We start from the raw sequence: 25,061 nt of genomic DNA on the forward strand, positions 1-25,061 counted from the left end.
CGACTGTAGGGGCGGGACCACGGCCGCGGGGGTGCCGATCCGTCCAGAGCAGCCCTCCGCCGCTGGACGGATCGGCACCCCCGCGGCCGTGGTCCCGCCCCTACAGTCGTCGCCATGAGCATCGCCGAGCCCGCCACCGCCCTGTCCGTCGTCGGCCACTGGATCGACGGGGCCCCCTCGGCCTCTTCGTCCGGCCGCACTGCTCCCGTGTACGACCCGGCGCTGGGAGTCGCGACCAAGGAGGTCGCGCTCGCCGACTCCGCCGAGGTGGACGCCGCCGTCGCCTCCGCGAAGGCCGCCTTCCCCGCCTGGCGCGACACGTCGCTCGCGAAGCGGCAGCAGATCGTCTTCCGCTTCCGCGAGCTGCTCGAGTCGAAGAAGCAGGAGCTCGCCGAGCTGATCACGTCGGAGCACGGCAAGGTCGTCTCGGACGCGCTCGGCGAGATCACGCGCGGCCAGGAGGTCGTCGAGTTCGCGACCGGGCTCGCGCACCACCTCAAGGGCGAGTACTCCGAGCAGGTCTCGACCGGCGTCGACGTCTACTCGACCAAGCAGCCGTTGGGGGTCGTGGGCATCATCAGCCCCTTCAACTTCCCCGCGATGGTGCCGATGTGGTTCTTCCCCATCGCCATCGCCGCCGGCAACACCGTCGTGGTGAAGCCCTCCGAGAAGGACCCGTCCCCGGCGATCTGGCTCGGCGCCCTCTGGAAGGAGGCAGGCCTTCCCGACGGCGTCTTCACGGTGCTCAACGGCGACAAGCAGGCCGTCGACGGGCTGCTCGAGCACCCCGACGTGCGCTCGATCTCCTTCGTCGGCTCCACGCCGATCGCGCAGTACGTCTACGAGACCGGCACCAGGCACGGCAAGCGGGTGCAGGCGCTGGGAGGCGCGAAGAACCACATGCTCGTCCTCCCCGACGCGGATCTCGACCTCGTCGCCGACTCCGCGATCAACGCGGGCTTCGGCTCGGCGGGCGAGCGGTGCATGGCGATCTCGGTCGTCGTCGCGGTCGAGCCCGTCGCCGACGAGCTGATCGCGAAGATCCAGGAGCGCGCCGCGACCCTGCGCACCGGCGACGGGCGTCGCGGCTGCGACATGGGCCCGCTGATCACCGAGGCGCACCGCGACAAGGTCGCCTCCTACATCGCGATCGCGGAGGAGGACGGCGCGGAGGTCGTCATCGACGGCCGCGGCATCGAGGTCGACGGGGACGCGAACGGGTTCTGGCTCGGCCCGACCCTGCTCGACAAGGTCCCCACGACCTCCCGCGCGTACACGGAGGAGATCTTCGGACCGGTGCTCTCCATCGTCCGCGTCGCCTCCTACGAGGAGGGCGTCGCGCTGATCAACAACGGCGCCTTCGGCAACGGCACCGCCATCTTCACCAACGACGGAGGAGCGGCCCGCCGCTTCCAGAACGAGGTCGAGGTCGGGATGATCGGCATCAACGTCCCCATCCCCGTCCCCGTCGCCACGTTCTCGTTCGGCGGCTGGAAGGCGTCCCTGTTCGGCGACACCAAGGCCCACGGCGCCGAGGGAGTCCGCTTCTTCACCCAGCAGAAGGCCATCACCAGCCGCTGGCTCGACCCCTCCCACGGCGGCATCAACCTGGGGTTCCCGCAGCATTCATAGGCTCTCTCCTCCTGACGTCGTCGATCGCCCGCGGTCGGCTGGGGAGGGTGGTTCCGTTCTCGAGAGCGTCGAACGTTCCGCGCACGACGATCCGCTGGAACGCGGATCGCCGGTTGCGCTCCGCGGTGCTGGTGCGGCTCTCTCCTCCTTCGTCGTCGATCGCCCGCGGTCGCGGTGCTGGTGCGGCTCTCTCCTCCTTCGTCGTCGATCGCCCGCAGTCGGCGTGGGAGGGTGGTTCCGTTCTCGAGAGCGTCGAACGTTCCGCGCACGGCGATCCGCTGGAACGCGGATCGCCGGTTGCGCTCCGCGGTGCTGGTGCGGCTCTCTCCTCCTTCGTCGTCGATCGCCCGCGGTCGGCGTGGGAGGGTGGTTCCGTTCTCGAGAGCGTCGAACGTTCCGCGCACGGCGATCCGCGTGGGAGCGGATCGTCGTGCGCGGGACGCGACCCGCCCTTCCCAGCGCGGCCACCCTCTCCGGCCGACCGCGGCCGATCGACGACGCCAGGAGGAGAGAGGCTCAGCGGCGCATAGCGCAACCGGCGATCCGCGTGGGAGCGGATCGTCGTGCGCGGGACGCGACCCGCTCCTCCCGGCGCGGCCACCTGCCCGAGCCGACTGCGGCCGATCGACGACGCAGGAGGAGAGCGGCTATGAGTGGAGCCGCAGCGCCGTCCAGAGCTCGGTGCGGGCGGAGACGTCGTCGAGGTCGAGGCCGAGGGCGCGCTCGACGGCGGTGATGCGGTTGCGGAGGGTGTGCCGGTGCACGCCGAGGTCGCGGGCGGCGGGCTCCCAGGCGCCGTTGCGGCGGAGCCAGACGCGAGCGCTCTCCAGCAGCACGGCTCCCTCCGGGGTCAGCAGCGGTGCGAGCATCCGGCGGGCGAGCGGTGCGGCTCCGGCGGCGGCGAGGAGCCCGATCATCCCCTCTGCGGCGACGTCCTCGAAGCGGACCACCGTCCCGTCTCCCGTCCGCTCGGCGGCGCGCCGCGCCTCCTCGAGGCCCCGGTCCAGGTCGGACCAGCCGATCGGGGCGGAGGCGCCGGCGCTCGCGCCGTGCCGCTTCAGCACGGCGGTCAGCGGCTCGAGTCCGTCGGCGGCGGCCACGGCGACGAGCGAGCCGTCCCTCTCGGCGAAGAACAGGCGCGCGCCGTCCTCCTCCGCGATCACCTCCAGCTCGTCGAGGAGCGAGTCGCCGTGCACGGGCGCGCTCAGCACGACCACCCGCACGGGCTCGGCGGGCAGCGGGCTCCCCAGGCGCCGTGCGGTGCTCTCGGCGACGTCGAAGGCTCCTGCGGCCAGCAGCTCGAGCAGTCCGGAGCGCAGCTGGCGACGGGAGGAGTCGAGCGCCCGCCGCTGCTCCAGCGCGATGCTGGCCAGGGCGATGACGCTCGCCACCAGGTCGCTGCCCGCCGGGTCCAGCGGCGTGCCCGTGCCCACGGCGAGCACCCCGCGCAGGTGGTCGCGGCGCCCGATCGTCTGCAGCGTCACTCCGCCGCCGTCGTCGAGCCGGAGCCCCGCTCGGCTGCCGCGGGTCAGCGCGTGCCTCGCGGCCGCGGCCACCGCCTCCTCCGCCGGCACGTCGAGCCGGGTGGGCAGATGCACCCTCTGCCCGGCCGCGTCGTAGAGGGCGACCCAGCAGTCCAGCTGCCGCTCCAGCTCGGTGAGGATCGCCGCGAGCCCGTCCGGCCGCAGCGCCGCGCGGGCGACCCGCCGCTGCGCCTCGAGCGACCACTCGAGCCGCTCGCGCTGCTCCCGCGAGATGACGTCGGCGACGAAGCGGATGATCCCCATGAACGGGGTGAGCTCGGCCACCTCCAGCAGCGGCAGGCCCTGGCGCTCGCACGCCGCGACGAGAGCGGCAGGCACCTCGTCGTGCACGATGCGGGTGGCGAAGCCGAGCGCGCGGATGCCGCGGCCGCGCAGCCGGGCGACGTACTCCTCCGAGAACTCGGCGGTGTCGTGCCCGGTGAAGTGGACGCCGTCGGTCAGCAGCAGCTGCCCCGACTCGAGCCAGGGCGTCGGATCGACGAGGTCCGAGGAGTGCGCCCAGACCAGAGGGGCGTCGAGGTCGGCCTCGTCGTGGACACCGGCGAGCACGCGGAGGCGGAAGGCCGGTTCGGCCAGCAGATCGCGGACGGTCGCGGGCATGCGCGGCTCCCTTCGACGTTCCGTCCATCGTAGGGTCCGCGGATCGACGGATCCGCACGCCCACTCCTGAGGCGGGCGCGGCACGATGGGGAGCATGACGTCCTCGACCGCCCCCACCGTCCGCGACAACGCCTCGGTCACCGCCGCCGACCGGTCCCGCGTGTTCCACTCCTGGTCGGCGCAGGGTGCGCTGAACCCGCTGCCGATCGCGGGCGGCCTCGGCGCCGAGGTCTGGGACGTCGACGGCACCCGCTACCTCGACTTCTCGAGCCAGCTCGTGAACGTCACCATCGGCTACCAGCACCCGAAGGTCGTCGCCGCGATCCAGGAGCAGGCGGGCGTCCTCACCACCGTCGGTCCCGCCTACGCGAACGAGACCCGCGCCGAGGCGGCCCGCCTGATCACCGAGCGGGCGCCCGAGGGCATGGAGAAGGTGTTCTTCACCAACGGCGGCGCGGACGCGAACGAGAACGCGATCCGCATGGCGCGGCTGTTCACCGGCCGCGACAAGGTCGTCTCGCTGTACCGCTCGTACCACGGCAACACGGGAGCGGCGATCGTCTCGACGGGCGACTGGCGCCGCATCCCCAACGAGTACTCCCGCGGGCACGTGCACGCCTTCGGGCCGTACCTGTACCGCAGCGAGTTCTGGGCCGAGACGCTCGAGCAGGAGTGCGAGCGCGCCCTCCACCACCTCGAGCGCGTCGTCCAGGCGGAGGGGCCGGAGTCGATCGCCGCGTTCCTCCTCGAGACCATCCCCGGCACCGCCGGTGTGCTCACCCCGCCGCCCGGCTACCTCGCGGGGGTGCGCGAGATCGCCGACCGCTACGGCATCCAGCTGATCCTCGACGAGGTCATGGCGGGCTTCGGCCGCACGGGGGAGTGGTTCGCCTTCGACGCCTTCGACGTGCGTCCCGACCTGATCACCTTCGCCAAGGGCGTCAACTCCGGCTACGTCCCGATCGGCGGCGTCGTCATCTCGGACCCGATCGCCCACCACTTCGACGAGCGCGTCTTTCCCGGCGGTCTCACCTACTCCGGCCATCCGCTCGCCGCGGCCAGCGTCGTCGCGACGCTCGAGGCGATGGAGGAGGAGGGGATCGTCGACAACGCGCGCACCATCGGCTCGGAGCACCTGGCCCCGGGCCTGGCGGCGCTCGAGGCGAAGCACGACCTGATCGGCGAGGTCCGCGGCTCCGGAGTGTTCTGGGCGCTCGAGCTCGTGACCGACCGGGCCGCACGCACCCCGCTGCCTGCGGCCTCCGTCGCCCGCCTCAAGGCCGACCTGCTGTCCCGCGGCCTCCTGCCCTTCACCGCCGACAACCGGATCCACGTGGTCCCGCCGGCCGTCATCACCCCTGCCGAGGTCGCCCGCGGCCTCGGCATCCTCGACGACGCTCTCACCGCCTTCAGCGGCTGACTCCGCCCTGCTCGATCACCCGGGTGTGCGATCTGCAGGGGATCCTCACCCGGGAGCGCTCTCCTCCGCCGGAGGGGCCGAGATGCCTCCGGATCCCCTGCACATCGCACATCCCCCCGTTCGTCCGCGCGGGGAGTGGCGCTCACGACGACGCCGCATGCAGCGCGAACGCCGTCACGAATCCCAGCACGGCGTACAGCCCGGTGAGCACGTCGTCGCGGTCGAACGCCTCGGGGATCATCGTGTTGGAGATCATGGCGAGGATCGCGCCGGCGGCGACGGTCGTCACGAAGGCCACGACCGCGCCCGGTGCGGTGGCGAAGACCAGGAAGCCGACCAGCGCCGCGGCGGCCGAGATCGCGGCGATCCCGCCCCAGACGGTGAAGACGTAGCGGGCGGAGCGGCCGTCGGCCTTCATCCCGACCGTGGAGGACAGACCCTCGGGGAGGTTCGAGATCGCGACCGCGGCGACGATGGGCACGCTGATCGCCGCTCCCGCACCGCCCTGGGCGACCGAGAGGCCGAGCACGATCGATTCGGGGACGCCGTCGATGAGCGCTCCCGCCGCGATCGCCGCGCCGCCTCCTCCGCCCGACCCCTTCGCGCTCTTGCGGTTCCCCGCGCCGGCGCGGGTGAGCAGCGCGTCGGCCCCGACGAAGACGACGGCTCCCGCGAGCGTCCCCAGAATCGTCGGGAGCAGTCCGCCGTCGTCCGCCGCCTCCTGCACGAGCTCGTAGGCGAGCGCCGAGATCAGCACCCCTGCTCCGAACGCCGAGATCGCGGCGGTGAGCTTCGGGGGCACGCGCACGAACCAGGCGAGCGCGGCGCCGATCAGGAGGGTGGCGCCGCCGATGGCGCCGCTGGCGAGGGCGAGGATCCAGGGAGGCACGGCTCCACCCTGGCACCGGCGGCGTCCGGCGGCGGCGGGCTTGACGGGGGCGCTCCGGCGGCGGTCGATCCGCCTCCGCTCGTCCCGACAGCTGTCGCGCAGGCGTCCGGCCGCGATGCCCGGCCGATCCTCGGCGATGGAGGGCCGCTCGGGCCGGGCGTCCCCGTAAACTGCCGGAATGGCGGAGTTCAGCGCGAGTGTTTTCCAGAACGAGTTCCTCTCGGACGGCGCCACCGACGTGCACGCCATCGTCACGGTGACCGCGTCCGGCACGGGGGTCGCCGGGTCCGATGGAGCCGCGGCCGAGATCATCATCGTGGACTGCTCCGGATCGATGACCGGTGAGAACATGACGGCCGCCAAGCGCGCCGCCGCCGTGGCCGTCGACCAGATCCTCGACGGCACCTTCTTCGCCGTCGTGGCCGGATCCGAGCGCGCCGACCGCGCCTTCCCGTACCCCAACGCCACCGTCTCGATGGTGCGGATGGAGCCGGGCGCGCGCGCCGCGGCGAAGGAGGCGATCGGCTACCTCCAGGCCGACGGCGGCACCGCGATGGGCACCTGGCTGACCCTCGCCCGCCAGCTGTTCGCCACCGTGCCGGAGGCGACGCAGCGGCACGCGATCCTCCTCACCGACGGCAAGAACGAGCACGAGTCGCGGATGCAGCTGGACGCGGCGATCCGCGCGGCGTCGGGCGACTTCCAGTGCGACGTGCGCGGCGTCGGCTCCCGCTGGATCGTCGAGGAGGCGCGCACCATCGCGAGCGCCCTGCTGGGCACCGTGGGCCTGATCGCGAACCCGGCCGACATGGCCGCCGACTTCGAGTCGCTGATGCGGGCGTCGATGGGCCGGGGAGTCGCGAACGGCGAGCTCCGCGTCTGGACTCCGCAGGGCGCGCAGCTGCTCTTCGTCCGCCAGGTCGCGCCGAACCTCGAGGACCTCAGCTCCCGGCGGAACGCCGTGAACCCGCTCACCGGCGCCTACCCGACCGGCGCCTGGGGCGACGAGTCGCGGGAGTACCACGTGGCGGTCCGGGTCGCCTCGAAGCCGGTCGGCTCGGAGCAGCTCGCCGCGAGGGTGCAGCTCAGCGTGCGCGACGAGGTGGTCGCCTCCGCCCTGGTGAAGGCGCGCTGGACGGACGACTCCGCCCTGACCGCCCGCATCGATCCGGCCGTCGCCCACTACACGGGTCAGACCGAGCTCGCCTCGGCGATCCAGGACGGGCTCGCGGCCAAGGCCCGGGGGGACGAGGCGACCGCCACGGTCAAGCTCGGGCGGGCGGTGCAGCTCGCCTCCGTCACCGGGAACGACGAGGCGACCGCGAAGCTGCGGAAGGTCGTCGAGATCGACAACCCGAACGAGGGCACTGTGCGGCTCAAGCGCGGCGTCGACCGCCTCGACGAGATGGCGCTGGACACCGCATCGACCAAGACCACGCGGGTGCGCAAGTGAGCTTCCGCTGCCCCGAGGGGCACACCTCCCGGTCCGGTGACTACTGCGACGTCTGCGGGGCGCCCATCGGTGCCGCCGCGGCCCCGTCGCCCGCTCCTGCCGCGCCGACCACGGCGATCCCGACCGGCCCCTCGGTCTGCCCGCACTGCTCGTTCCCGAACGAGGCCGGCGCCCTGTTCTGCGAGAACTGCGGCTACGACTTCACGACCGGCTCCCTCCCCGAGGCGGATCCGTTCACCTCCTCCGGCACCGTGCGCGCTCCGGGTGAGGTCGGCGGCTCCGCGACGCCGTCGGGGGACCCGGCCCAGCACCTGGGCGAGGCGCCCGCGCCGCAGGCCGATCCCGCGGCTCCGACCGAGCTGGTCCCGGAGCAGGAGGCCGGCTTCGACACCCCCGTCGCGACCGCGCCGCCCGCTGCTCCGGTGACCGAGGTGATCCCGGAGGCGGCAGCACCGGAGGCCGCAGCGCCCGGAGCGGCCCCCGGCGCCTCAGCACCGGAGGAGGAGGCCGCGTCCTCACCGGCCACCGGCTCCGCCCGGCCCGCCGCCGCCTCCGCGGACCCGGACCGCCCGTGGATCGCCGAGCTCTGGGTCGACCCGGAGTGGTACGCCGAGCAGCGCGCCGACGACCCGATGCCCTCGCCGGGCCCGCCCGCGACCGTCGTCCTCCGCGAGCGCACCCTGCTCGTCGGCCGCCCGTCCGTCTCCCGCGGCATCGCGCCGCAGGTCGACTGCGGCTCCGACTCCGGAGTCTCGCGTCGCCACTGCCAGCTGAGCACCGACGGGTACCGCTGGTGGGTCGAGGATCTGCAGTCGGCGAACGGCACGTATCTCGCACCGGCCGGGGCGCCGCTCCCGCAGTCGCCGATCGCCGCCGGTCAGCGCCGTGAGGTCGAGGAGGGCGACCGGATCTACGTGGGCGCCTGGACCCGGATCGTGCTCCGTCCCGCGTTCCCCGGCGAGGCCTAGGGCCCCGCGCCCGGTCGGTCAGCGACCGGCGAGCGCTCCGAGCATCCACGACAGCGCCGCGATCGCGCCGACGCCGACCACGCTCGAGCCGATGATCACGGAGCGCCGGATCCGTGCCGCGCGCGAGTCCGGCGCGATCGGCACGGCTGCAGCCGAGCCCGCGGCCATCCCGCCCCGGAGGCGGTGCGCGGCCTCGTCGGCGGTCGGCCGCTTCTCCGGGTCCCGCTGCGTCATCGAGGTCAGCAGCGCCCGCCACTCCGCCGGCAGGGAGTCGGGCACGGAGGGGCTGCGGTGGAGCCGCGCGATCGCCGCCTCGAGGACGGTGCCCGAGTACTCGCGGTGGCCGGTGATCGCCTCGAGGAGGACCAGGCCGAGGGAGAAGACGTCGCTCGCCCCGCTGATCGGCTCGCCCGCGACCTGCTCCGGGCTGACGAAGCTCGCGGTGCCGATCACCACGCCGTCGCTGGTGAGGCGGGAGCCGTCCATGAAGTGGGCCACGCCGAAGTCGGTGAGCTTGGCGGTGCGGGCGTAGCCGCTGGAGGCGACCTCGCTGACCAGGATGTTCGCGGGCTTCACGTCGCGGTGCACGACACCGCGCTCGTGCAGGTAGGCCAGGGCCTCCGCGAGCTGCGTGCCGATCGCCGCGACCTCCGCCGCCGGGAGGGGGCCGGCCTCGAGCCGCGCCTCCATCGTGGGGTCGGCGACGAGCTCCATCACGACGTAGCGGCGGACCTCGCCGCCGAAGTTGTGCAGCCCCGCGTCGAAGAGGTTGACGATGCCGGGGTGGGCGAAGGAGCTCAGCATCCGCACCTCGCGCTCCTGGCGGGCCACGTCCTCGGGGTTCGAGGCCTCCGCGCGGAAGACCTTCACGGCGACCTCGCGCTGGACGGTCTCGTCGCGGGCCCGGTAGACCGAGCCCATCCCGCCGGAGCCGATCCGCTCGATCAGGTAGTAGCGGCCGGCCACCTTCTGCTGGGCGGCGTTCGCGGCGACGGTACTCATGGCGATCCCGCCTTCCGCTCGAACGGTGCCCTCAGGAGCGCACGAGATGGGCGCCTGGGACGACCGTACCCCTGGGCGGCGCCGGCCGGGTCGGCGGAACGGGGGGATTGACACTCCGGGCCCCGGACGGGGGGACGAATGGCCGCTCAGCGCACCGATCCGCACCCCCCGCCGCGGAGTCAGCGGAGGCCGCTGCGCGCGAAGCCCTGCACGAAGTAGCGCTGGAACACCAGGAACAGCACCACCATCGGCACGACGTTCACCAGGGCGAACGCCATGGTCGCTCCGTAGTCGCTGCCGAACTGCCCCTGGAGGAAGAGCAGGCCGATCGGGAGCGTGAAGAGCGCGTTCTCCTTCAGGGCGATGAGCGGCCAGGCGAAGTCGTTCCAGGAGCCGAGCAGCGACATGAAGAAGAGCACGGCGATCAGCGGCTTCGAGAGGGGGAGCACGATGGCCGTGAACACGCGGAAGTGGCCGGCGCCGTCGATCCGGGCCGCCTCGATGAGGTCCCGCGGGATCGCGAGGATGAACTGCCGCGCCAGGAACAGCCCGAACGCCGAGGCCGCCGTCGGCAGGATCACCGCCCAGTAGCTCCCGTAGAGCCCGAGGTCGGTGACGAGTCGGAACAGCGCCACCATGATCACCTGCACGGGCAGAGTGAGTGTCGACAGGGCCAGGAGGAAGAGCACGCCGGATCCGCGGAACCGCAGCTGCGCGAAGGCGTAGCCGCCGAGCAGGTTGATCGTCACGGTGATCAGCGCGGTGACGAGGCTGATCGCGAGGGAGTTGCCGAACCAGGTCGCCACCGGGAACGACGAGAACACGCGCTCGAAGTTCACCAGCGTCAGCTCGCGCGGCCAGAGGCGGAGGGTGCCGCCGAGCAGCTCGGACCGCGAGGACAACGCGACGACGACCATCCAGTACAGCGGGAAGACGATGACGACCGAGACGCCGAGGGCGAGGGCGAGGCGGAGCAGGCGCGCCGTGCGCGAGGTGCGGATCATTCGACGAGGTCCCTCGAGCGGTTGGTGCGCCACTGCACCGCGGTGAAGACCATGGTCAGGATCAGCAGCACGATGCCGATGGCCGCGGCGTAGCCCTGGTCGCGGGTGACGAACCCGGTGTCGTAGGCGTAGGTCACGAGCACCGAGGTCGCGTTCTGCGGCCCGCCGCCGGTGAGCACGAAGACGATGTCGAACACCTGGAACGAGTAGATGACGTTGAGGATGAGCAGGAAGAACGACGACGGGCCGACCAGCGGCAGTGTCACGTGTCGGAACTGCTGCCACGCGTTCGCTCCGTCGAGCCGGGCCGCCTCGTAGAGCGCCGGGTTCACCCCCTGCAGCCCCGCCAGGTAGATCAGCATGTTGAAGCCGGTGCGCCACCACAGGGTGACCAGCACCACGGAGGCGAAGGCCGCCGCTCCGCCCGACTGCCAGGCGATGCGGGGGAGGCCGATGGTCTGCAGCATGCCGTCGAGCACGCCGCTGTTCTCGTCGAAGATCAGCACGCCCATCAGCGCCGTCGCCACGCCGGAGACCGCCATCGGCAGGATGAGGATGCTGCGGAACACCGGCCGCGCGGGCAGCACGGAGTTCATCAGCACCGCCGCGCCGAGGCCCAGCGCCATCGAGAGCGGGGTCACGATCAGGGTGAACAGCGCCGTGTTCAGCGTCGAGCGCCAGAAGAGGCCGTCGCCGAGCAGGCGCGCGTAGTTGTCGAGCCCGACGAAGACGCCGTCGCCGAAGCCGTTGGTCCGCTGGAAGCCGATCAGGAACGCACCGCCCAGGGGGACGAACACGAACAGGCCGAGCATCAGCAGGTTCGGCGCGAGGAACGCGTAGGCGGCCGCCGTCTCGCGGGCGGGGGCGCGAGAGGTGCGCCGGGGGCGGGCGGTCACCGCCTCCGGCGCGAGGACCGACCGGCTCACTGCGTCGCGGCAGCGATGCCGGAGGTGAGGCCGGCGATGGTGTCCTCGGTGCTGCGCCCGCCGACGAAGGCCTGCTCCAGCTGCTCCTTGAGCACCGTGATGATCGCGGCCATGTCGGGCGAGGCGACCTGCGCCGAGTCGGACGCCTGGACGGTGCCCGCCTGCCCGAGGAACACCTCGGCGAGCTCGGGGCGCACGGCGAACTCGATGCCCGACTCCGTGAGGTCGCGGCGCGTGGGGAGGAGGGAGGCTCCGGCGCAGAAGTCGCGCATCGCCTCCTCCTCCGTCACGAATGCGAGGAAGGACGCGGCCAGCTCCGGGTTCTTCGCGGCCTTGGTCGCGACGAGGGCGTTGCCGCCGAAGTCGCCGCCTCCGCGGACGTCGCGCGGCGAGTAGGTGGCACCCCACTCGAAGTCGAGGGTGGAGTCGGCGTCGGGGATGAGGAACGCGCCGGCGAAGGTCATCGCGGTGGTCTGCGAGTACCAGAGGTCGCTGGCGTAGGTGGTCGCCTGCACCGAGCTGCTCGGCGGCACGAGGCCGTCGGTGAAGAAGCTGCGGCTGAAGTCGATCGCGGCACGGCCGGCGGCGGAGTCGATCGCAGGCCCGGACAGGTCCTCGGTGAGGAAGCGGCCGTCGGCCTGGAAGAGCAGGCTGAGCCAGCGCGTGACTCCGTTGCCCTGCCAGTTGTAGGCGAAGGGGTAGCGCTCGGCGGGGAGCGAGGCGCGCAGCTTCTGCCCGACCTCGGTGAACTCCTCCCAGGTCCACGCCTCCTCGGGCGAGGTGGGGAACGAGGTGACGCCCGCGTCGGCGAGCACCTGCGTGTTGTACAGGATCAGCGAGGTGTCGGTGTGGTGCGGGACGCCGAACGGGCTCCCTCCGCTCTGGACGGCGGCCCACGCCGGGTCGGTGAACCGGTCGGCGACGTCGGAGTCGAGGTAGGACGAGAGGTCCAGCAGCTGGTCGCGCCCGGCGTAGCTGCCGAAGGTGTAGTACGGCACTCGGAAGACGTCCGGCGGGTTGCCCGCCTGCAGCTGCGCGTCGATGTTCGTGAACATCTGCTCGTACGGCACCGCGTTGAGGGTGACGGTCGCGCCCGCGTTCGCCGACTGGAAGGCGTCGATCGCGCGCTGGAAGCCGGCCAGCTCGGCGTCGGTGCCCCAGGTGGTGAAGGTGAGGGTGTCGCTGCCGGCGCTCGCCGCGGGGCCCGCCGGGGCGAAGCCGCAGCCGGAGAGGACCGGGACGGAGGCGGCGACGCCGAGAGCTCCGAGGAAGCGGCGGCGGTCGAGGACCGCGCGTCCGAGCTGCGAGAGGTCGAGGGCCCCCGAGGGGAGCCCCTTGCTGGTCGGGCCCATGTAGGCCTCCTTCCGGGGGCCAGCGGCAGGCTCCCGGGGGCAGGCTATTCCGGAGCGGCGGTGGGAATCTCGGCTGGACGGATCGGCCGATCCATGAGAAGAGCGGCCGCTCCGCCCGATGGTCGCTCAGCTGCGGCGGCCGAGCATCCCCTCGAACGAGCCGTCCAGCGCCCACGGGTCGGGCGCGGAGCCCGAGCGGGAGGAGCGGGCGGCCTCGTCGGCCAGCTCGCGTCCGGCGCGCTCGATCCGCGAGGGCAGCGCCCGTCCGTCCTCGGTCGCGCCGCCCCAGTCGTCCGTCGCGGCGAACACGGTGGTCGAGAGGGGCGCCGCGTGCAGGTAGGTGAAGAGCGGCCGCATCGCGTAGTCGACGGCCAGGGAGTGGCGGGGGGAGCCGCCCGTGGCCGCCAGCAGCACGGGCAGGCCGCGCAGCGCCTCCGTGTCGAGCACGTCGACGAACGACTTGAAGAGCCCGCTGTAGCTGGTCGTGAAGATCGGCGTGACGGCGATCAGTCCGTCGGCGCCGGCGACCGCGTCGAGCGCGGTCTGCAGAGCGGGGCTCGCGAAGCCGGTGAGGAGGTTGTTCGTGACGTCGTGCGCGAGGTCGCGCAGCTCCACGACGCTCCGCTCGACGGCGAAGCCCTGCTCGGCGAGAGAGGACTCGGCGGCGTCGGCCAGGCGGTCGGCGAGCAGCCGGGTCGAGGACGGCTGGCTGAGGCCGGCCGAGAGGACGGTGATCCTGCGGGTGTCCATGAAGAGCTCCTGACTAGACGGTGACGGGCTCGGCCGCGGGCTGCGCGTCGCGCGCGGCCACGAGGGAGGAGTGGGTGGGGGCGTCGGGCACGTGCGAGGGGCGGCCCTCGGCGAACCCGGCGCGCAGGGCGGGGAGGATCTCGCCGAGCATGTCCATCTGCTCCAGGACGGTCTTCAGCGGGAGTCCCGCGTGGTCCATCAGGAAGAGCTGGCGCTGGTAGTCGCCGACGTACTCGCGGAAGCCGAGGGTGCGGTCGATGATCTGCTGCGGGGAGCCGACCGTGAGCGGGGTCTGCTCCGTGAAGTCCTCGAGCGAGGGGCCGTGGCCGTAGACGGGGGCGTTGTCGAAGTAGGGGCGGAACTGCGAGACGGCGTCCTGCGAGTTCTTCGCCAGGAAGATCTGCCCGCCGAGGCCCACGATCGCCTGGTCGGCGGTCCCGTGGCCGTAGTGCTCGAAGCGCTGGCGGTAGAGCTGCACCATCTTCTGGGTGTGCGAGGCGGGCCAGAAGATGTGGTTCGCGAAGAAGCCGTCGCCGTAGTAGGCGGCCTGCTCGGCGATCTGCGGGGAGCGGATCGATCCGTGCCACACGAACGGCGCGACGCCGTCGAGGGGGCGCGGAGTCGACTGGAAGCCCTGGAGGGGAGTGCGGAACTGGCCCTCCCAGTCGACGAAGTCCTCCGTCCACAGGCGGTGCAGCAGGTCGTAGTTCTCGATCGTCAGCTCGATGCCGCGGCGGATGTCCTTGCCGAACCACGGGTAGACGGGGCCGGTGTTGCCGCGGCCGAGCATCAGGTCGACGCGGCCGCCGGCGAGGTGCTGGAGCATCGCGTAGTCCTCGGCGAGCTTCACCGGGTCGTTCGTGGTGATGAGGGCCATCGCGGTGGAGAGCGTGATCCGCTCCGTCTTCGCCGCGAGGTAGCCGAGCGTGGTGGTGGGGGAGGAGGACCAGAACGGCGGGTTGTGGTGCTCGCCCAGGGCGAAGACGTCGAGGCCGATCTCCTCCGCCTTCAGCGCGATCGCGAGGGTCGCCTGGATCTTCTCGGACTCGGACGGGGTCCGTCCGGTCGTGGGGTCGGTCGTGATGTCGCTGACCGTGAAGATGCCGAACTGCATCAGGCGCTCCTTCTGTCCTCCGGCCCGGTGGGGCCTGGTCCATGCGTTTGCATGTACATCCTCATTCAACCACGCCCGGCCCACCGTATTCCCGACCGCCGTCGAGGGAACCCCTGACCGTCGAGAGAGCCCGCAGCAGCAGGATCCCTCGACGGTGCGGGGTTCCCTCGCCGCCCGAAACATCCCCGCAATACGCCCCGCACTAGAGTCGTGCCATGGGTGACCTCTTCGACGGATACGGGTCCCAGAAGGTCGAGCGGCCCGACACGGGCGCCGCCCCCTGGGACGAGATGTTCGCCGACGTGGCGTCGACCGGAGGCCCCGACGGGGTCCGCGGCGCCTACCGCGACATCTACTCCTCGCTCGCGCGGATGACCCAGGAGGAGCTGCGCGGCCGCACCGACGCGCTCGCCTCCTCCTACCTCGCGCAGGGCGTCACGTTCGACTTCGCGGGGGAGGAGCGGCCGTTCCCCCTCGACGCCGTCCCCCGGGTCATCGAGCGCGCCGAGTGGAACGAGGTGCAGACCGGTATCAAGCAGCGGGTCCGTGCTCTCGAGGCCTTCCTCGCCGACGTCTACGGCCCGCAGAACGCCGTGGCCGACGGCGTGATCCCCGCCGGGCTGATCTCGAGCTCCAGCCACTTCCACCGGCAGGCGGCGGGCATCGTCCCCGCCAACGGCGTGCGGATCCAGGTGTCCGGGATCGACCTGATCCGCGACGAGAAGGGCGGCTGGCGGGTCCTCGAGGACAACGTCCGCGTGCCCTCCGGCGTCTCCTACGTCATCTCGAACCGCCGGGTGATGGCGCAGACGCTGCCCGAGCTGTTCGTCTCGATGCGGGTGCGCCCGGTCGGCGACTACCCGAACAAGCTGCTGCAGGCCCTCCGCGCCTCCGCCCCCGAGGGCGTCGACGATCCGACCGTGGTCGTGCTCACCCCGGGCGTCTACAACTCCGCCTACTTCGAGCACACCCTCCTGGCCCGTCTCATGGGCGTCGAGCTGGTCGAGGGCCGCGACCTGTTCTGCACGGGCGGGAAGGTGTTCATGCGCACCACCTCCGGCCCGACCCGGGTCGACGTGATCTACCGCCGTGTGGACGACGAGTTCCTCGATCCGCTGCAGTTCCGCGCCGACTCGATGCTCGGCTCGCCCGGGCTGATGCTCGCGGCCCGCCTCGGGAACGTGACGATCGCCAACGCGGTCGGCAACGGCGTCGCCGACGACAAGCTCGTCTACACCTACCTCCCCGACCTCATCCGCTACTACCTCTCGGAGGAGCCGGTGATCAAGAACGTCGACACGTGGCGCCTGGAGGACCCGGGAGCCCTCGAGGAGGTGCTCGACCGCCTCGACGAGCTCGTCGTGAAGCCGGTCGACGGCTCCGGCGGCAAGGGCCTGGTCGTGGGGCCGGCCGCCTCGGCGAAGGAGCTCGCGGAGCTGCGCTCCCGCCTCCAGGCGGACCCGCGCGGGTGGATCGCGCAGCCGGTCGTGCAGCTCTCCACCATCCCCACCCTCGTCGACGACGGGATGCGCCCCCGGCACGCCGACCTGCGGCCCTTCGCCGTGAACGACGGCACCGACGTCTGGGTGCTGCCCGGCGGGCTGACCCGCGTCGCGCTCCCGGAGGGGCAGCTCGTCGTCAACTCGTCGCAGGGCGGCGGATCGAAGGACACCTGGGTGGTCGGCCTCGAGGAGGCGCGCAGCGCCGAGCCCGAGGCGCGCGACATCCAGGCGCTGGTCGCCGAGCAGGCCGCGGTCACCAGCTCCATCCCGATCGTCTACCCGCTCAACCACACGCCCGACCACTCGCCGCAGGACGCGCCGAACACCGACCAGGACCAGCAGCAGCAGCAGCAGACGCTCGCGGCGGGGGAGGACGACTGATGCTCTCCCGGATCGCCGAGTCGCTGTTCTGGATCGGCCGCTACATCGAGCGGTCCGACGGCACCGCCCGCATCCTCGACGTCCACCTCCAGCTCCTGCTCGAGGACCCGTGGATCGACGAGGACACGGCCTGCCGCTCGCTCCTGTCGGTGATGGGCTCGACCCCGCCCGACGACATGCGCGAGATCACCCGCGCCGACGTGCTGGCGATCCTCGCGATCGACCGCACGAACCCCGCCTCGATCGCCTACTCGCTCGGCGCGGCCCGCGAGAACGCACGCCGGGCTCGCGAGATCGTCTCGACCGAGCTCTGGGAGTGCCTCAACACCACGCGCACCCGGATGCCGCGCCGTGTCTCGGGCGAGCGGGTCTCGGAGTTCTTCAGCTGGGTGCGCGAGCGCTCCGCCCTCGCCGTGGGCATCATCGAGTCGGCGACCTCGCGCGACGAGGCCTGGCAGTTCTTCACGCTCGGCCGCTCGATCGAGCGCGCCGACATGACCGCCCGTCTGCTCGCCACCCGCTCGCTGACCGAGGCGAGCGGCCCCTCCTGGACCACGATCCTCCGCTCCTGCGGCGCCTACGAGGCCTACCTGCGCACCTACCGGGGCGTGCCGAGCGCGCGGAACGCGGCCGAGTTCCTCCTCCTGGACCGGCTCTTCCCGCGCTCGATCCTCTTCTCGGTCTCGCGGGCGGAGATGTGCATGCGCGACATCGAGCCGCGCACCGGCCGCATCGGCCACTCCGGCGACGCGCAGCGCGTGCTCGGGCGGATCCGCAGCGAGCTGGAGTTCCGGCCGATCACCGACATCCTCGAGGACCTTCCGCGGCACATGGACAGCGTGCAGGAGGCGACCTCGGCCGCCTCCGAGGCGATCCGCCAGCGGTACTTCCCCACCAACGTCATGCCGAGCTGGATCGGGGAGGCGCTGTGAGCAGGCTGCGCATCAGGCACACCACGGGCTTCACCTACGCGGGAGACGTGGTCGCGTCCTACAACGAGGCGCGGATGCTCCCCGCCTCCTCCGACGGGCAGCTGGTGCTGTTCTCGAACCTCGACATCCGACCGGTGACCTCGGTGCACGCCTACACCGACTACTGGGGCACCCGCGTCTCGTCCTTCGACGTGCTCGACGCGCACCGCGAGCTCTCGCTGACGGCGACCTCGCTCGTCGAGATCCGGCCGAAGCAGCACCCGGACCACCCCACCGGCTGGGAGCAGCTGTCCGACCAGGTCGAGACGCGCACCGAGTACGTGGAGCAGTCGAAGCAGACCCACCGCACCGCGCCGCCGGAGGACCTCTCGGCGCTGGCCCGCTCTCTGGCCGACGAGGCCGCCGGGCCGTGCGAGGCCGCGCTGACGATCGCCGAGACCATCGGCCGGGCGATGACCTACCGCCAGGGCGTCACGGGGGTGCACTCCACGGCGACCGAGTCGTGGACCGCGCGCGAGGGCGTCTGCCAGGACATCACCCACATCGTCCTCGGGGCGCTGCGCTCGGTGGGCATCCCGGCGCGCTACGTCTCGGGCTACCTGCACCCCAAGCCGCACGCCGAGATCGGCGAGACCGTGGTGGGGGAGTCGCACGCCTGGGTCGAGTGGTTCTGCGGAGGCGCGTGGCGCGGCTACGACCCGACCAACCTGATCGACATCGGCGACCGCCACGTCATCGTCGGCCGGGGCCGCGACTACAACGACATCGCGCCGCTGCGCGGGGTGTTCGCGGGCCCGCGCTCGTCGAAGCTCTTCGTCCGCGTCGAGATCACGCGCGAGGCCTGAGGGGCTCGGCCTCCGCGCCCCGCGTCGGGGACGACGCGTCGAGTGGACTCGTCCGCGGATCCGCCCCGGTGCGCGGACCGGCTGAGGGAGCTCAGGCCCGCGGGCGCAGCAGACCGACTCCGCCGGTGGCGGGCGCGGCCTCCTGCTCGGGCGCCGCGAGCCGGGCTCTGCGGCGCAGGCGGAGGTGGAAGGCGAGGCCGATGGCGGCCGCTGCGATCCCGGAGGCGGCGCCGACCAGCATCGCCTGGCGCGGGCCGTAGGCGTTCGCGACCCAGCCGATCAGCGGGGCCCCGATCGGGGTGCCGCCGACGAAGATCGCCATGTAGAGCGCCATCACCCGGCCGCGCATCTCGGGGGCGGTCGAGAGCTGCACGTAGCCGTTGGCCGAGGTCATCAGCGTCTGCGCCGCGATGCCGACGAAGGGGAGCAGGATCGCGAACGCCCAGACGGTCGGCATGACGCCGGCCAGCGCGAGCGCGACGCCGAAGGCGGCGGAGGCGCCGACGATGAGCCGGAGCCGCGGGCGGTCGCGGCGGGCCGAGAGGAGCGCCCCCAGCACCGAGCCGACGGCGATGGCGGAGGAGAGCAGGCCGAACTCGCTCGCCCCCATGTCGAACTCGACCGTCGCCATCGTCGAGGCGAAGATCGGGAAGTTGAGGCCGAACGTTCCGATCAGGAACACGATCGCGAGCACCACGAGGATGTCCGGCCGCTTCGACACGTAGCGGAACCCCTCGAGCAGGGCGCCCGGGCCCCGGGTGGCGCGGGGTGCGCTGCGGAGCTGGTCGCGGTGCAGCGCCCGCAGCGAGAGCAGCACGGCGAGGAAGCTCGCGGCGTTGAGGAGGAAGACCCAGCCGGAGCCGACGGCGGCGATGAGCACGCCCGCGAGGGCCGGTCCGATCATCCGCGCCGAGTTGAAGGAGGCGGAGTTCAGCGAGACGGCGTTGGTGAGGTCGCGCTCCTCGACCAGCGCCGAGACGAAGGTCTGACGCACAGGCGCGTCGATGGCGGCGGCGAAGCCCAGCAGCAGGGCGAAGAGGTAGACCATCCAGAGCTGGACGACCCCGGTCACGACGATGAGCCCCAGGCCGAGCCCGAGCGCGCCCATCGCGCCCTGGGTGGCCATCAGGAGCTTGCGCCGGTCGAAGCGGTCGGCGATGAAGCCGGAGAAGGGGACCATCACGAGCTGCGGTCCGAACTGCAGCGCCATGGTCACGCCGAGCGCCGTCGCGTCGTGGTCGGTCAGGTCGTTGATCACGATCCAGTCCTGGGCCGTGCGCTGCATCCAGGTGCCGATGTTCGAGACCATCGCGCCCGCGAACCAGATGCGGTAGTTCGGCACGGCGAGGGAGCGGAACATCGCGCTCATCGGTCGGCCACCGCGCGCAGGACCGCCGCCGCGTCGTGGAGCAGGCGCAGGTCCTCGGGGGGGAGCTCCTGCAGGCGCGCGACGAGCCAGGCGTCGCGGCTGCGGCGCACGTCGAGCACCAGGGCGGTGCCGGCTCCGGTGGGGCGGATGCGGGTGACGCGGCCGTCGGCGGGGTCGGCGAGGCGCTCCACGAGCCCCTCGTCGACCAGGCAGCCGACCGTGCGGGTCATGGACGGCGGGCGGACCCGCTCCGCCTCCGCCAGCTCGCCGAGGGTCTTCGCGCCCTCGCGATGCAGGAGCGCGAGCACGCTGAACTGCGGATCGCTGAGCTCGTGCTGGGCCTTCTCCTGCCGGAGCCGCCGCCCCAGCCGGCCGACCGCTGCCCGCACCTCGCCCGCGAGGGAGGTCAGCGGAAGGTCGGTCTGCGCGGTCCTGGTCTGCGGGGTCTCGGTCTGCGGCACATAGTTAGCCTAACAAAAGAACTGGCGCTCAGGCGGAGGTCCGCGCGGTCCGCACCGCCCCGATGCTCGCGGCGACCACGAGCGCGATCCCGACCGCCTCGACGGCGCTGAGGCGCTGGCCGAGCACGAGGAAGCCCGAGAGCGCGGCCGCCCCGGGGGAGAGCGACATCAGGATCGAGAACGTGGAGGAGCGCAGGCGCCGCAGCGCCAGCAGCTCCAGCGCGTAGGGCACCGCGGAGGAGAGCACCGCCACGGCGAGCCCGAGGAGCAGGACCGGCGGCACCACCAGGGCGGGTCCGGCGGAGGCGAGGCCGAACGGGAGCGAGACGATCGCGCCGGCCGCGAGAGCCAGCGCGAGCCCGTCGATCCCCTGGAACCGCCCGCCGGTGCGGCCGGCGAAGACGATGTACGCGGCCCAGAGCACCGCGGCCCCCAGCGCGAAGCCGACGCCCACCGGGTCCAGCGCCGAGAACCCGCCCTGCGACAGGGTCACCACTCCGGCCAGCGCGAGCACCGCCCAGACCAGGCTCAGCACGCTCCTCCCGGCGATCACCGAGAGCGTCAGCGGCCCGAGCACCTCGAGGGTGACGGCGGCCCCCTGCGGGATCCGGGCGATGGCCTCGTAGTAGCAGGCGTTCATCCCGCCCAGCGCGAGGCCGTAGGCGGCGACGGTGAGCCAGTCACCGCGGCTGTGACCGCGCAGCCGCGGCCGGCACACCAGGAGCAGCACGGCGGCCGAGAACACCAGCCGGAGCGTCACGGTGCCGATCGGCCCCGCGGCGGGGAAGAGCAGCACGGCGAAGGAGGCGCCGAGCTGCACGCTGGCGACCGACCCGAGCACCAGGCCGATCGAGCCCGCGCTCGCCGGGCGCCGCTCGGGGGCGGCTGCTCCGCTCAGCTGGAGCGCCGCTGCGTCTGCACGGGCGGGACGTTGTAGCCGAGCAGGCCGACGCCGGTCGCGTCCCAGCGCAGCGTGGTCAGCGAGACGTTGTCCACCACGGGGAAGGTGTGCCGGTAGGTCTCGGGGTTGATGCCGAGGTAGGCGCACAGCAGGAGGCGGATGAGCGTGCCGTGCGCGACGACGAGCACGCGGCCGTCGGGGTGCTCGCGGTGGATGCGGGCGAGCGAGGTGTTCGCGCGGGCGACGGCGTCGAGGCCGGACTCGCCGCCGGGCATCGGCTGGATGGCCGGTGCGGCGACCCACGCGTGGTACTCGTCCGGGAAGCGCTTCTCCATCTCGTCGGTGGTCAGCCCCTCGCCGCGGCCGAAGTCGACCTCGACCAGCGCCGGGTCGGGCTGCAGCTCGAGGTGGGCGGCCCGCGCGGCGGGCACGGCGGTGCGCACGGCCCGGACCAGGGTGGAGGAGTACACCGCCTCGAGGTCGGCGTCGACGGCCCAGGCGGCCAGAGTCGCCGCCTGGTCCTGGCCCCGGGGGGTCAGCGCGATGTCGGAGGAGCCCGCGAAGCGGTTCTCGGAGTGCCAGACAGTCTCTCCGTGCCGGGCGAGGATCAGGGTCGTCACCCCCTGAGCCTACCGACCGTGCGGGCCTGCGGGCCCCGCGCTCAGGCGGCGGGGACGCCGTAGTGCGCGTCGACCATCACCGGGAGGTGGTCCGAGACGCCCTGGGGCAGCGTGGAGACCCGCTCGATCCGCACCGAGTCGCTGATGGCGAAGTCGAAGTGGCCGCTGAAATAGCGGTAGCGCGCGTAGGTCGGGGAGTCGCTCCGCGAGACCAGGTAGCCGTTCCGGGTCATCCGGCGGTCGAGTCCGCGGAAGAACCACGGGTAGTTGTAGTCGCCGACCATCAGGGAGGGGGTGTCCGGCGCGTACTCGCGCAGCCGGTTGAGCGCCTCGTCGATCTGCTTGCGGCGCAGGGCGTTGCCGGCGGACAGCGGAGCGGCGTGGAAGGAGGACACGGCGATCGAGCCGCCGTCGCGGTCGTCGAGGCGGACGGCCAGCAGGCGCTCGTGAGCGGGGGACATCACTCGGTCGTGCATGGACTTGCTGAGCTCGAACGCGGCGCTGCCGGAGAGCTCGAAACGGTCCTGCGAGTAGTAGACGGCCAGGCCCAGGCGGTTGCGGGCCGTGACGGACGCGAGCCGGAGCGAGCCCACCTCCTGCGGCAGCTTCGTGGTGTCGCACTCCTGCAGGCACAGGACGTCGATGTCGTGGCGGGCGGCAAGGGGGGCGATCTCGGCGTGCGCTCGGTGCTCCCGGAGGTTGTAGGAGATCACGCGGAGGGCGCGTTCGGTCGGCTGCATTTCGCCAGTGTAGGGCGCACCGCCCGAGCGCCGGCCGACCCTCCGGCGAACACGGAGGGACCTCCTCGGAACGCGGTCGGAACGTTCGCCGACCGGCCGGGGAGGTCCCTCGCGGAGCCGTGTCAGTGCTGCTCGGTGCCCGAGGCGCCGGTCTCGGCATCGGTGCCGTGGACGCCGTCGGTGGGGCCCCAGTCGGGCAGCGGGGGGTTCTGCTCCTCGCCGTCGGCGCCGACGCCGTCGGCCAGGGGGGAGGCCGCGCCGCCGACCTCGTCGAGGCCCGCGGAGGTGCCGGTCTCGGTGGCGGGGTCGGGCGTGCGCGCGCCGTCGGTCGTGTCGGTGGGGGTGGGCTCGATGTCGTAGTCGGAGCTGCTCATGTCCCGACGCTACGACTCCACCGCCCGCGGGGGCACCCCCTTGCGCTCCCGCGAACGACGGAGGCCCCCCGCACCGGGAAGGTGCGAGGGGCCTCGGAAGGGGGAGTGCTCAGCGTCCGTAGGCGGAGGCGGCGGGGCAGTCGAACGGGTCGCCGCCGGCAGACAGGCCGACCTTGTTGAGGTAGCGGACGACGATCGCGTACGACTCCATCAGCGAGGTCTCGGTGTAGGGGATCTGGTGGGTGGTGCAGTACTCCTTGGCGATGACCTGCGCGCGGCGCAGCGCCGGGCGGGGCATGTTCGGGAAGAGGTGGTGCTCCACCTGGTAGTTGAGGCCGCCCATGTAGAGGTCGGTGAACCAGGTGCTGCGGATGCTGCGCGAGGTGAGGACCTGGCGGCGGAGGAAGTCGACGCGCGCCTCCTTCGGCAGCAGCGGCATGCCCTTGTGGTTCGGCGCGAACGAGGCGCCCATGTAGAGGCCGAAGACGCCCAGCTGCACGCCGACGAAGGCGAACGCCATGCCGAGGGGGAGGGCCCAGAAGACGACGGCGAGGTAGAGGCCGACGCGGGTGACGAGCATGGTGATCTCGACCCAGCGCTTGTCGACCTTGCCCTTGCCGAACACGGTGCGGAAGCCGTGCAGGTGCAGGTTGAGGCCCTCGAGCAGCAGCAACGGGAAGAACGCGTAGCCCTGGCGGCGGGTGAGCCAGGCGTAGAGGCCGCGCGAGCGGGCCGCGTCCTCGGCGGTGAAGGAGACGACGTCGCGCTCGATGTCCGGGTCCTTGCCCAGCACGTTCGGGTTCGCGTGGTGGCGGCTGTGCTTGGTCATCCACCAGGAGTAGCTGATGCCGACGAAGAGGTTCGCGAGGGTGCGCCCCGCGACGTCGTTGGCCTTGCCGGACTCGAACACCTGGCGGTGCGAGGCCTCGTGCGCGAGGAAGGCGAACTGCGTCAGCACGATGCCGAGGGCGGCGGCGAGCAGGAGCTGGAACCAGGAGTCGCCCAGCAGGACGAAGCCGGTGACGATGCCGCCGAGCGCGAGGACCAGCGCGCCGAACATCGTGTAGTAGAAGCCGGTGCGGCGGCGGAGGAGCCCCGCGTCGCGGACCGTGCTGAGGAGACCGGAGTACTCGGTCGTCGGGTTGACGCGGCCGTCGGCGCGGGGGCGGGTGCGGACGACGCGGGGGGCGCCTCCGGTGACGGACGTGGTGGTGGGGGTGCTCATCGGCGCCTCGCTCTTCGTGGTGACCGTCGGCGTCGACGGTCTCTCGGCGAGCGATCCCGACGGGGGCGGTCCGCTCATGGTTCACCGCGTCGGTAGGGGCCGGACGCGGCAGCAGGGCGACCGGGGTCAAGGGCAACCTGGTGTGAACACTACGGGGACGGCGGCGGCTCCGCACCATGGCGATTGCCAGCCTTCGTTCCGCGCGTGTCGGGAAGGGGGTGCGCCTCCGGCGGGACCGCCGCCGGAGGCGCACGGGCTCAGGAGCCGATCGAGTCCTGGGGGCGGCCGGACTTGAGCGCGGCGAGGCGCGCCTCCACCTCGGTCATCTCGCCGAGGTCCTCGAGCGACTCGAACTGCGCGTCCAGGCTCGAGGAGGCGAGCTCCTCCGCGCCTCGGACGCGGGCCTCCTCGCGGCGGATCTTCTGCTCGAAGCGGCTCACCTCGCTCGTCGGGTCCATCAGGTCGATGCTCTTCACGGCGTCCTGGACCTGGCTCTGCGCCTCGACGGTCTTCGAGCGGGCGATCAGCTCGTCGCGCTTGCTCGAGAGCTGCTGCAGCTTCTCGCGCATCTGGTTCAGGCCCGACTTGAGCTTGTCGACGACCTCGGTCTGCGAGGCGATGGTCGGCTCGGCGTCCTTCGCCTCCTTCTCCGACTGGATCTGGCGCTGCAGAGCGACCTTGGCCAGCGCGTCGAACTTGTCGGCGTCGCCGGCGCTGCCGCCGGTGCGCAGCTCGTCGGCCTTGCGGCTCGCGGCGAGGGCCTTGCCGCCCCACTCCTGGGCGTTCTGCACGTCCTCGCGGTAGTCGTCCTCGAGCAGCCGCAGGTTGCCGATCGTGGTGGCGATCGCCGCCTCCGCGTCGCGGATGCTGTCGGTGTAGTCGCGGACCATCTGGTCGAGCACCTTCTGCGGATCCTCGGCCTGGTCGAGGAGCGCGTTGATGTTGGCCTTCGCGAGCTGCGCGATGCGGCCGAAGATCGACTGTCTCTGAGCCATGGGTGTCTCTCCTTGCGTCGTGGGTGGTGCCGGATGTCGGAGGTGGTGCCGGAGTCGTGGTG

General features: G+C 72.4%; 23 protein-coding genes. 7 read left to right on the forward strand and 16 right to left on the reverse strand.

Annotated elements, in window-relative coordinates; translation table 11 throughout:
• Positions 1–114: 114 nt before the first annotated feature.
• A complete protein-coding gene (locus C5D44_RS15915; RefSeq protein ID WP_104282231.1) occupies positions 115–1,632 on the forward strand; it encodes a CoA-acylating methylmalonate-semialdehyde dehydrogenase in 1,518 nt (505 codons plus the stop codon).
• 647 nt (positions 1,633–2,279) lie between these two features.
• On the opposite strand, the gene C5D44_RS15920 is transcribed toward C5D44_RS15915, so the two are convergent.
• A complete protein-coding gene (locus tag C5D44_RS15920; RefSeq protein WP_181118538.1) occupies positions 2,280–3,776 on the reverse strand; it encodes a PucR family transcriptional regulator in 1,497 nt (498 codons plus the stop codon).
• A gap of 94 nt (positions 3,777–3,870) precedes the next feature.
• On the opposite strand from C5D44_RS15920, the gene C5D44_RS15925 reads away from it, so the two are divergent.
• The gene (locus tag C5D44_RS15925) at positions 3,871–5,196 is read left to right on the forward strand and encodes an aspartate aminotransferase family protein (protein WP_104282233.1); all 1,326 of its coding nucleotides are present in this window, start codon (positions 3,871–3,873) and stop codon (positions 5,194–5,196) included.
• A gap of 142 nt (positions 5,197–5,338) precedes the next feature.
• On the opposite strand, the gene C5D44_RS15930 is transcribed toward C5D44_RS15925, so the two are convergent.
• Positions 5,339–6,085 carry a ZIP family metal transporter gene (locus C5D44_RS15930; protein WP_104282234.1) on the reverse strand — a complete coding sequence of 249 codons (747 nt, stop codon included), beginning with the start codon at positions 6,083–6,085 and terminating at the stop codon, positions 5,339–5,341.
• Positions 6,086–6,263: 178 nt separating this feature from the next.
• On the opposite strand from C5D44_RS15930, the gene C5D44_RS15935 reads away from it, so the two are divergent.
• Both C5D44_RS15935 and C5D44_RS15940 read left to right on the forward strand, forming a co-directional pair.
• Positions 6,264–7,538, forward strand: coding sequence for a VWA domain-containing protein (locus C5D44_RS15935; RefSeq protein WP_104238603.1), 1,275 nt, complete (start codon positions 6,264–6,266; stop codon positions 7,536–7,538).
• The gene (locus C5D44_RS15940; RefSeq protein WP_104282235.1) at positions 7,535–8,506 is read left to right on the forward strand and encodes an FHA domain-containing protein; all 972 of its coding nucleotides are present in this window, start codon (positions 7,535–7,537) and stop codon (positions 8,504–8,506) included. Before C5D44_RS15935 ends, C5D44_RS15940 begins: the two co-directional genes overlap by 4 nt.
• 18 nt (positions 8,507–8,524) lie before the next feature.
• On the opposite strand, the gene C5D44_RS15945 is transcribed toward C5D44_RS15940, so the two are convergent.
• The 6 genes from C5D44_RS15945 to C5D44_RS15970 all read right to left on the reverse strand — a co-directional run bounded on the left by C5D44_RS15945 (position 8,525) and on the right by C5D44_RS15970 (position 14,654).
• Complete coding sequence (locus tag C5D44_RS15945; RefSeq protein ID WP_104282236.1) at positions 8,525–9,508, reverse strand: serine/threonine-protein kinase; 984 nt, start codon at positions 9,506–9,508, stop codon at positions 8,525–8,527.
• Between the two features lie 179 nt (positions 9,509–9,687).
• Positions 9,688–10,512 (reverse strand): carbohydrate ABC transporter permease, encoded by an 825-nt coding sequence (locus tag C5D44_RS15950; protein ID WP_104282237.1) that lies wholly within the window; start codon positions 10,510–10,512, stop codon positions 9,688–9,690.
• Positions 10,509–11,408: a carbohydrate ABC transporter permease gene (locus tag C5D44_RS15955; protein WP_258065239.1), complete on the reverse strand. Its 900-nt coding sequence runs from the start codon at positions 11,406–11,408 to the stop codon at positions 10,509–10,511. The genes C5D44_RS15950 and C5D44_RS15955 overlap by 4 nt, the downstream gene beginning before the upstream one ends.
• Before the next feature lie 26 nt (positions 11,409–11,434).
• Positions 11,435–12,790: a sugar ABC transporter substrate-binding protein gene (locus tag C5D44_RS15960; RefSeq protein WP_104282238.1), complete on the reverse strand. Its 1,356-nt coding sequence runs from the start codon at positions 12,788–12,790 to the stop codon at positions 11,435–11,437.
• A gap of 126 nt (positions 12,791–12,916) precedes the next feature.
• Positions 12,917–13,540: an FMN reductase gene (locus C5D44_RS15965; protein ID WP_104276887.1), complete on the reverse strand. Its 624-nt coding sequence runs from the start codon at positions 13,538–13,540 to the stop codon at positions 12,917–12,919.
• A gap of 13 nt (positions 13,541–13,553) precedes the next feature.
• Positions 13,554–14,654, reverse strand: a complete 1,101-nt coding sequence (locus C5D44_RS15970; RefSeq protein ID WP_104276888.1) for an LLM class flavin-dependent oxidoreductase — start codon at positions 14,652–14,654, stop codon at positions 13,554–13,556.
• A 215-nt stretch (positions 14,655–14,869) separates the two neighbouring features.
• On the opposite strand from C5D44_RS15970, the gene C5D44_RS15975 reads away from it, so the two are divergent.
• Genes C5D44_RS15975 through C5D44_RS15985 form a run of 3 tightly spaced genes read left to right on the forward strand, consistent with a single transcriptional unit; the run spans position 14,870 to position 18,314 of the window.
• Positions 14,870–16,537, forward strand: a complete 1,668-nt coding sequence (locus C5D44_RS15975; protein ID WP_104282239.1) for a circularly permuted type 2 ATP-grasp protein — start codon at positions 14,870–14,872, stop codon at positions 16,535–16,537.
• A complete protein-coding gene (locus tag C5D44_RS15980) occupies positions 16,537–17,469 on the forward strand; it encodes an alpha-E domain-containing protein (RefSeq protein WP_104276890.1) in 933 nt (310 codons plus the stop codon). The genes C5D44_RS15975 and C5D44_RS15980 overlap by 1 nt, the downstream gene beginning before the upstream one ends.
• The gene (locus tag C5D44_RS15985; RefSeq protein WP_104282240.1) at positions 17,466–18,314 is read left to right on the forward strand and encodes a transglutaminase family protein; all 849 of its coding nucleotides are present in this window, start codon (positions 17,466–17,468) and stop codon (positions 18,312–18,314) included. Before C5D44_RS15980 ends, C5D44_RS15985 begins: the two co-directional genes overlap by 4 nt.
• Positions 18,315–18,405: 91 nt before the next feature.
• On the opposite strand, the gene C5D44_RS15990 is transcribed toward C5D44_RS15985, so the two are convergent.
• The 8 genes from C5D44_RS15990 to C5D44_RS16025 all read right to left on the reverse strand — a co-directional run bounded on the left by C5D44_RS15990 (position 18,406) and on the right by C5D44_RS16025 (position 24,999).
• On the reverse strand, positions 18,406–19,683 hold the full coding sequence (locus tag C5D44_RS15990) for an MFS transporter (protein ID WP_104282241.1): 1,278 nt from the start codon (positions 19,681–19,683) through the stop codon (positions 18,406–18,408).
• A complete protein-coding gene (locus C5D44_RS15995; RefSeq protein WP_258068016.1) occupies positions 19,680–20,144 on the reverse strand; it encodes a MarR family winged helix-turn-helix transcriptional regulator in 465 nt (154 codons plus the stop codon). Before C5D44_RS15995 ends, C5D44_RS15990 begins: the two co-directional genes overlap by 4 nt.
• Positions 20,145–20,172: 28 nt before the next feature.
• Entirely contained in the window at positions 20,173–20,985 is an 813-nt protein-coding gene (locus C5D44_RS16000; protein ID WP_258065236.1) for a DMT family transporter, read from the reverse strand.
• Positions 20,986–21,038: 53 nt separating this feature from the next.
• Positions 21,039–21,665, reverse strand: a complete 627-nt coding sequence (locus tag C5D44_RS16005; protein ID WP_104223854.1) for a histidine phosphatase family protein — start codon at positions 21,663–21,665, stop codon at positions 21,039–21,041.
• Between the two features lie 41 nt (positions 21,666–21,706).
• Positions 21,707–22,405 carry an endonuclease/exonuclease/phosphatase family protein gene (locus tag C5D44_RS16010; protein ID WP_104223855.1) on the reverse strand — a complete coding sequence of 233 codons (699 nt, stop codon included), beginning with the start codon at positions 22,403–22,405 and terminating at the stop codon, positions 21,707–21,709.
• Between the two features lie 122 nt (positions 22,406–22,527).
• Complete coding sequence (locus tag C5D44_RS16015; protein ID WP_104276894.1) at positions 22,528–22,779, reverse strand: hypothetical protein; 252 nt, start codon at positions 22,777–22,779, stop codon at positions 22,528–22,530.
• A gap of 109 nt (positions 22,780–22,888) precedes the next feature.
• Positions 22,889–24,004 (reverse strand): acyl-CoA desaturase, encoded by a 1,116-nt coding sequence (locus C5D44_RS16020; RefSeq protein WP_104226226.1) that lies wholly within the window; start codon positions 24,002–24,004, stop codon positions 22,889–22,891.
• A 257-nt stretch (positions 24,005–24,261) separates the two neighbouring features.
• Entirely contained in the window at positions 24,262–24,999 is a 738-nt protein-coding gene (locus C5D44_RS16025) for a PspA/IM30 family protein (protein ID WP_104282243.1), read from the reverse strand.
• Positions 25,000–25,061 lie beyond the last annotated feature (62 nt).

It is taken from the genome of Rathayibacter sp. AY1B5, from assembly GCF_002932795.1.
In the GTDB taxonomy this organism is placed as follows: Bacteria; Actinomycetota; Actinomycetes; order Actinomycetales; family Microbacteriaceae; genus Rathayibacter.

Bases quoted from the DNA above. Each gene is read 5' to 3' on its own strand.
- C5D44_RS15915 (WP_104282231.1), top strand. From the start codon at position 115: ATGAGCATCGCCGAGCCCGCCACCGCCCTGTCCGTCGTCGGCCACTGG.
- C5D44_RS15920 (WP_181118538.1), bottom strand. From the start codon at position 3,776: ATGCCCGCGACCGTCCGCGATCTGCTGGCCGAACCGGCCTTCCGCCTC.
- C5D44_RS15925 (WP_104282233.1), top strand. From the start codon at position 3,871: ATGACGTCCTCGACCGCCCCCACCGTCCGCGACAACGCCTCGGTCACC.
- C5D44_RS15935 (WP_104238603.1), top strand. From the start codon at position 6,264: ATGGCGGAGTTCAGCGCGAGTGTTTTCCAGAACGAGTTCCTCTCGGAC.
- C5D44_RS15945 (WP_104282236.1), bottom strand. From the start codon at position 9,508: ATGAGTACCGTCGCCGCGAACGCCGCCCAGCAGAAGGTGGCCGGCCGC.
- C5D44_RS15950 (WP_104282237.1), bottom strand. From the start codon at position 10,512: ATGATCCGCACCTCGCGCACGGCGCGCCTGCTCCGCCTCGCCCTCGCC.
- C5D44_RS15960 (WP_104282238.1), bottom strand. From the start codon at position 12,790: ATGGGCCCGACCAGCAAGGGGCTCCCCTCGGGGGCCCTCGACCTCTCG.
- C5D44_RS15965 (WP_104276887.1), bottom strand. From the start codon at position 13,540: ATGGACACCCGCAGGATCACCGTCCTCTCGGCCGGCCTCAGCCAGCCG.
- C5D44_RS15970 (WP_104276888.1), bottom strand. From the start codon at position 14,654: ATGCAGTTCGGCATCTTCACGGTCAGCGACATCACGACCGACCCCACG.
- C5D44_RS15975 (WP_104282239.1), top strand. From the start codon at position 14,870: ATGGGTGACCTCTTCGACGGATACGGGTCCCAGAAGGTCGAGCGGCCC.
- C5D44_RS15980 (WP_104276890.1), top strand. From the start codon at position 16,537: ATGCTCTCCCGGATCGCCGAGTCGCTGTTCTGGATCGGCCGCTACATC.
- C5D44_RS15990 (WP_104282241.1), bottom strand. From the start codon at position 19,683: ATGAGCGCGATGTTCCGCTCCCTCGCCGTGCCGAACTACCGCATCTGG.
- C5D44_RS16010 (WP_104223855.1), bottom strand. From the start codon at position 22,405: ATGCAGCCGACCGAACGCGCCCTCCGCGTGATCTCCTACAACCTCCGG.
- C5D44_RS16015 (WP_104276894.1), bottom strand. From the start codon at position 22,779: ATGAGCAGCTCCGACTACGACATCGAGCCCACCCCCACCGACACGACC.
- C5D44_RS16020 (WP_104226226.1), bottom strand. From the start codon at position 24,004: ATGAGCACCCCCACCACCACGTCCGTCACCGGAGGCGCCCCCCGCGTC.
- C5D44_RS16025 (WP_104282243.1), bottom strand. From the start codon at position 24,999: ATGGCTCAGAGACAGTCGATCTTCGGCCGCATCGCGCAGCTCGCGAAG.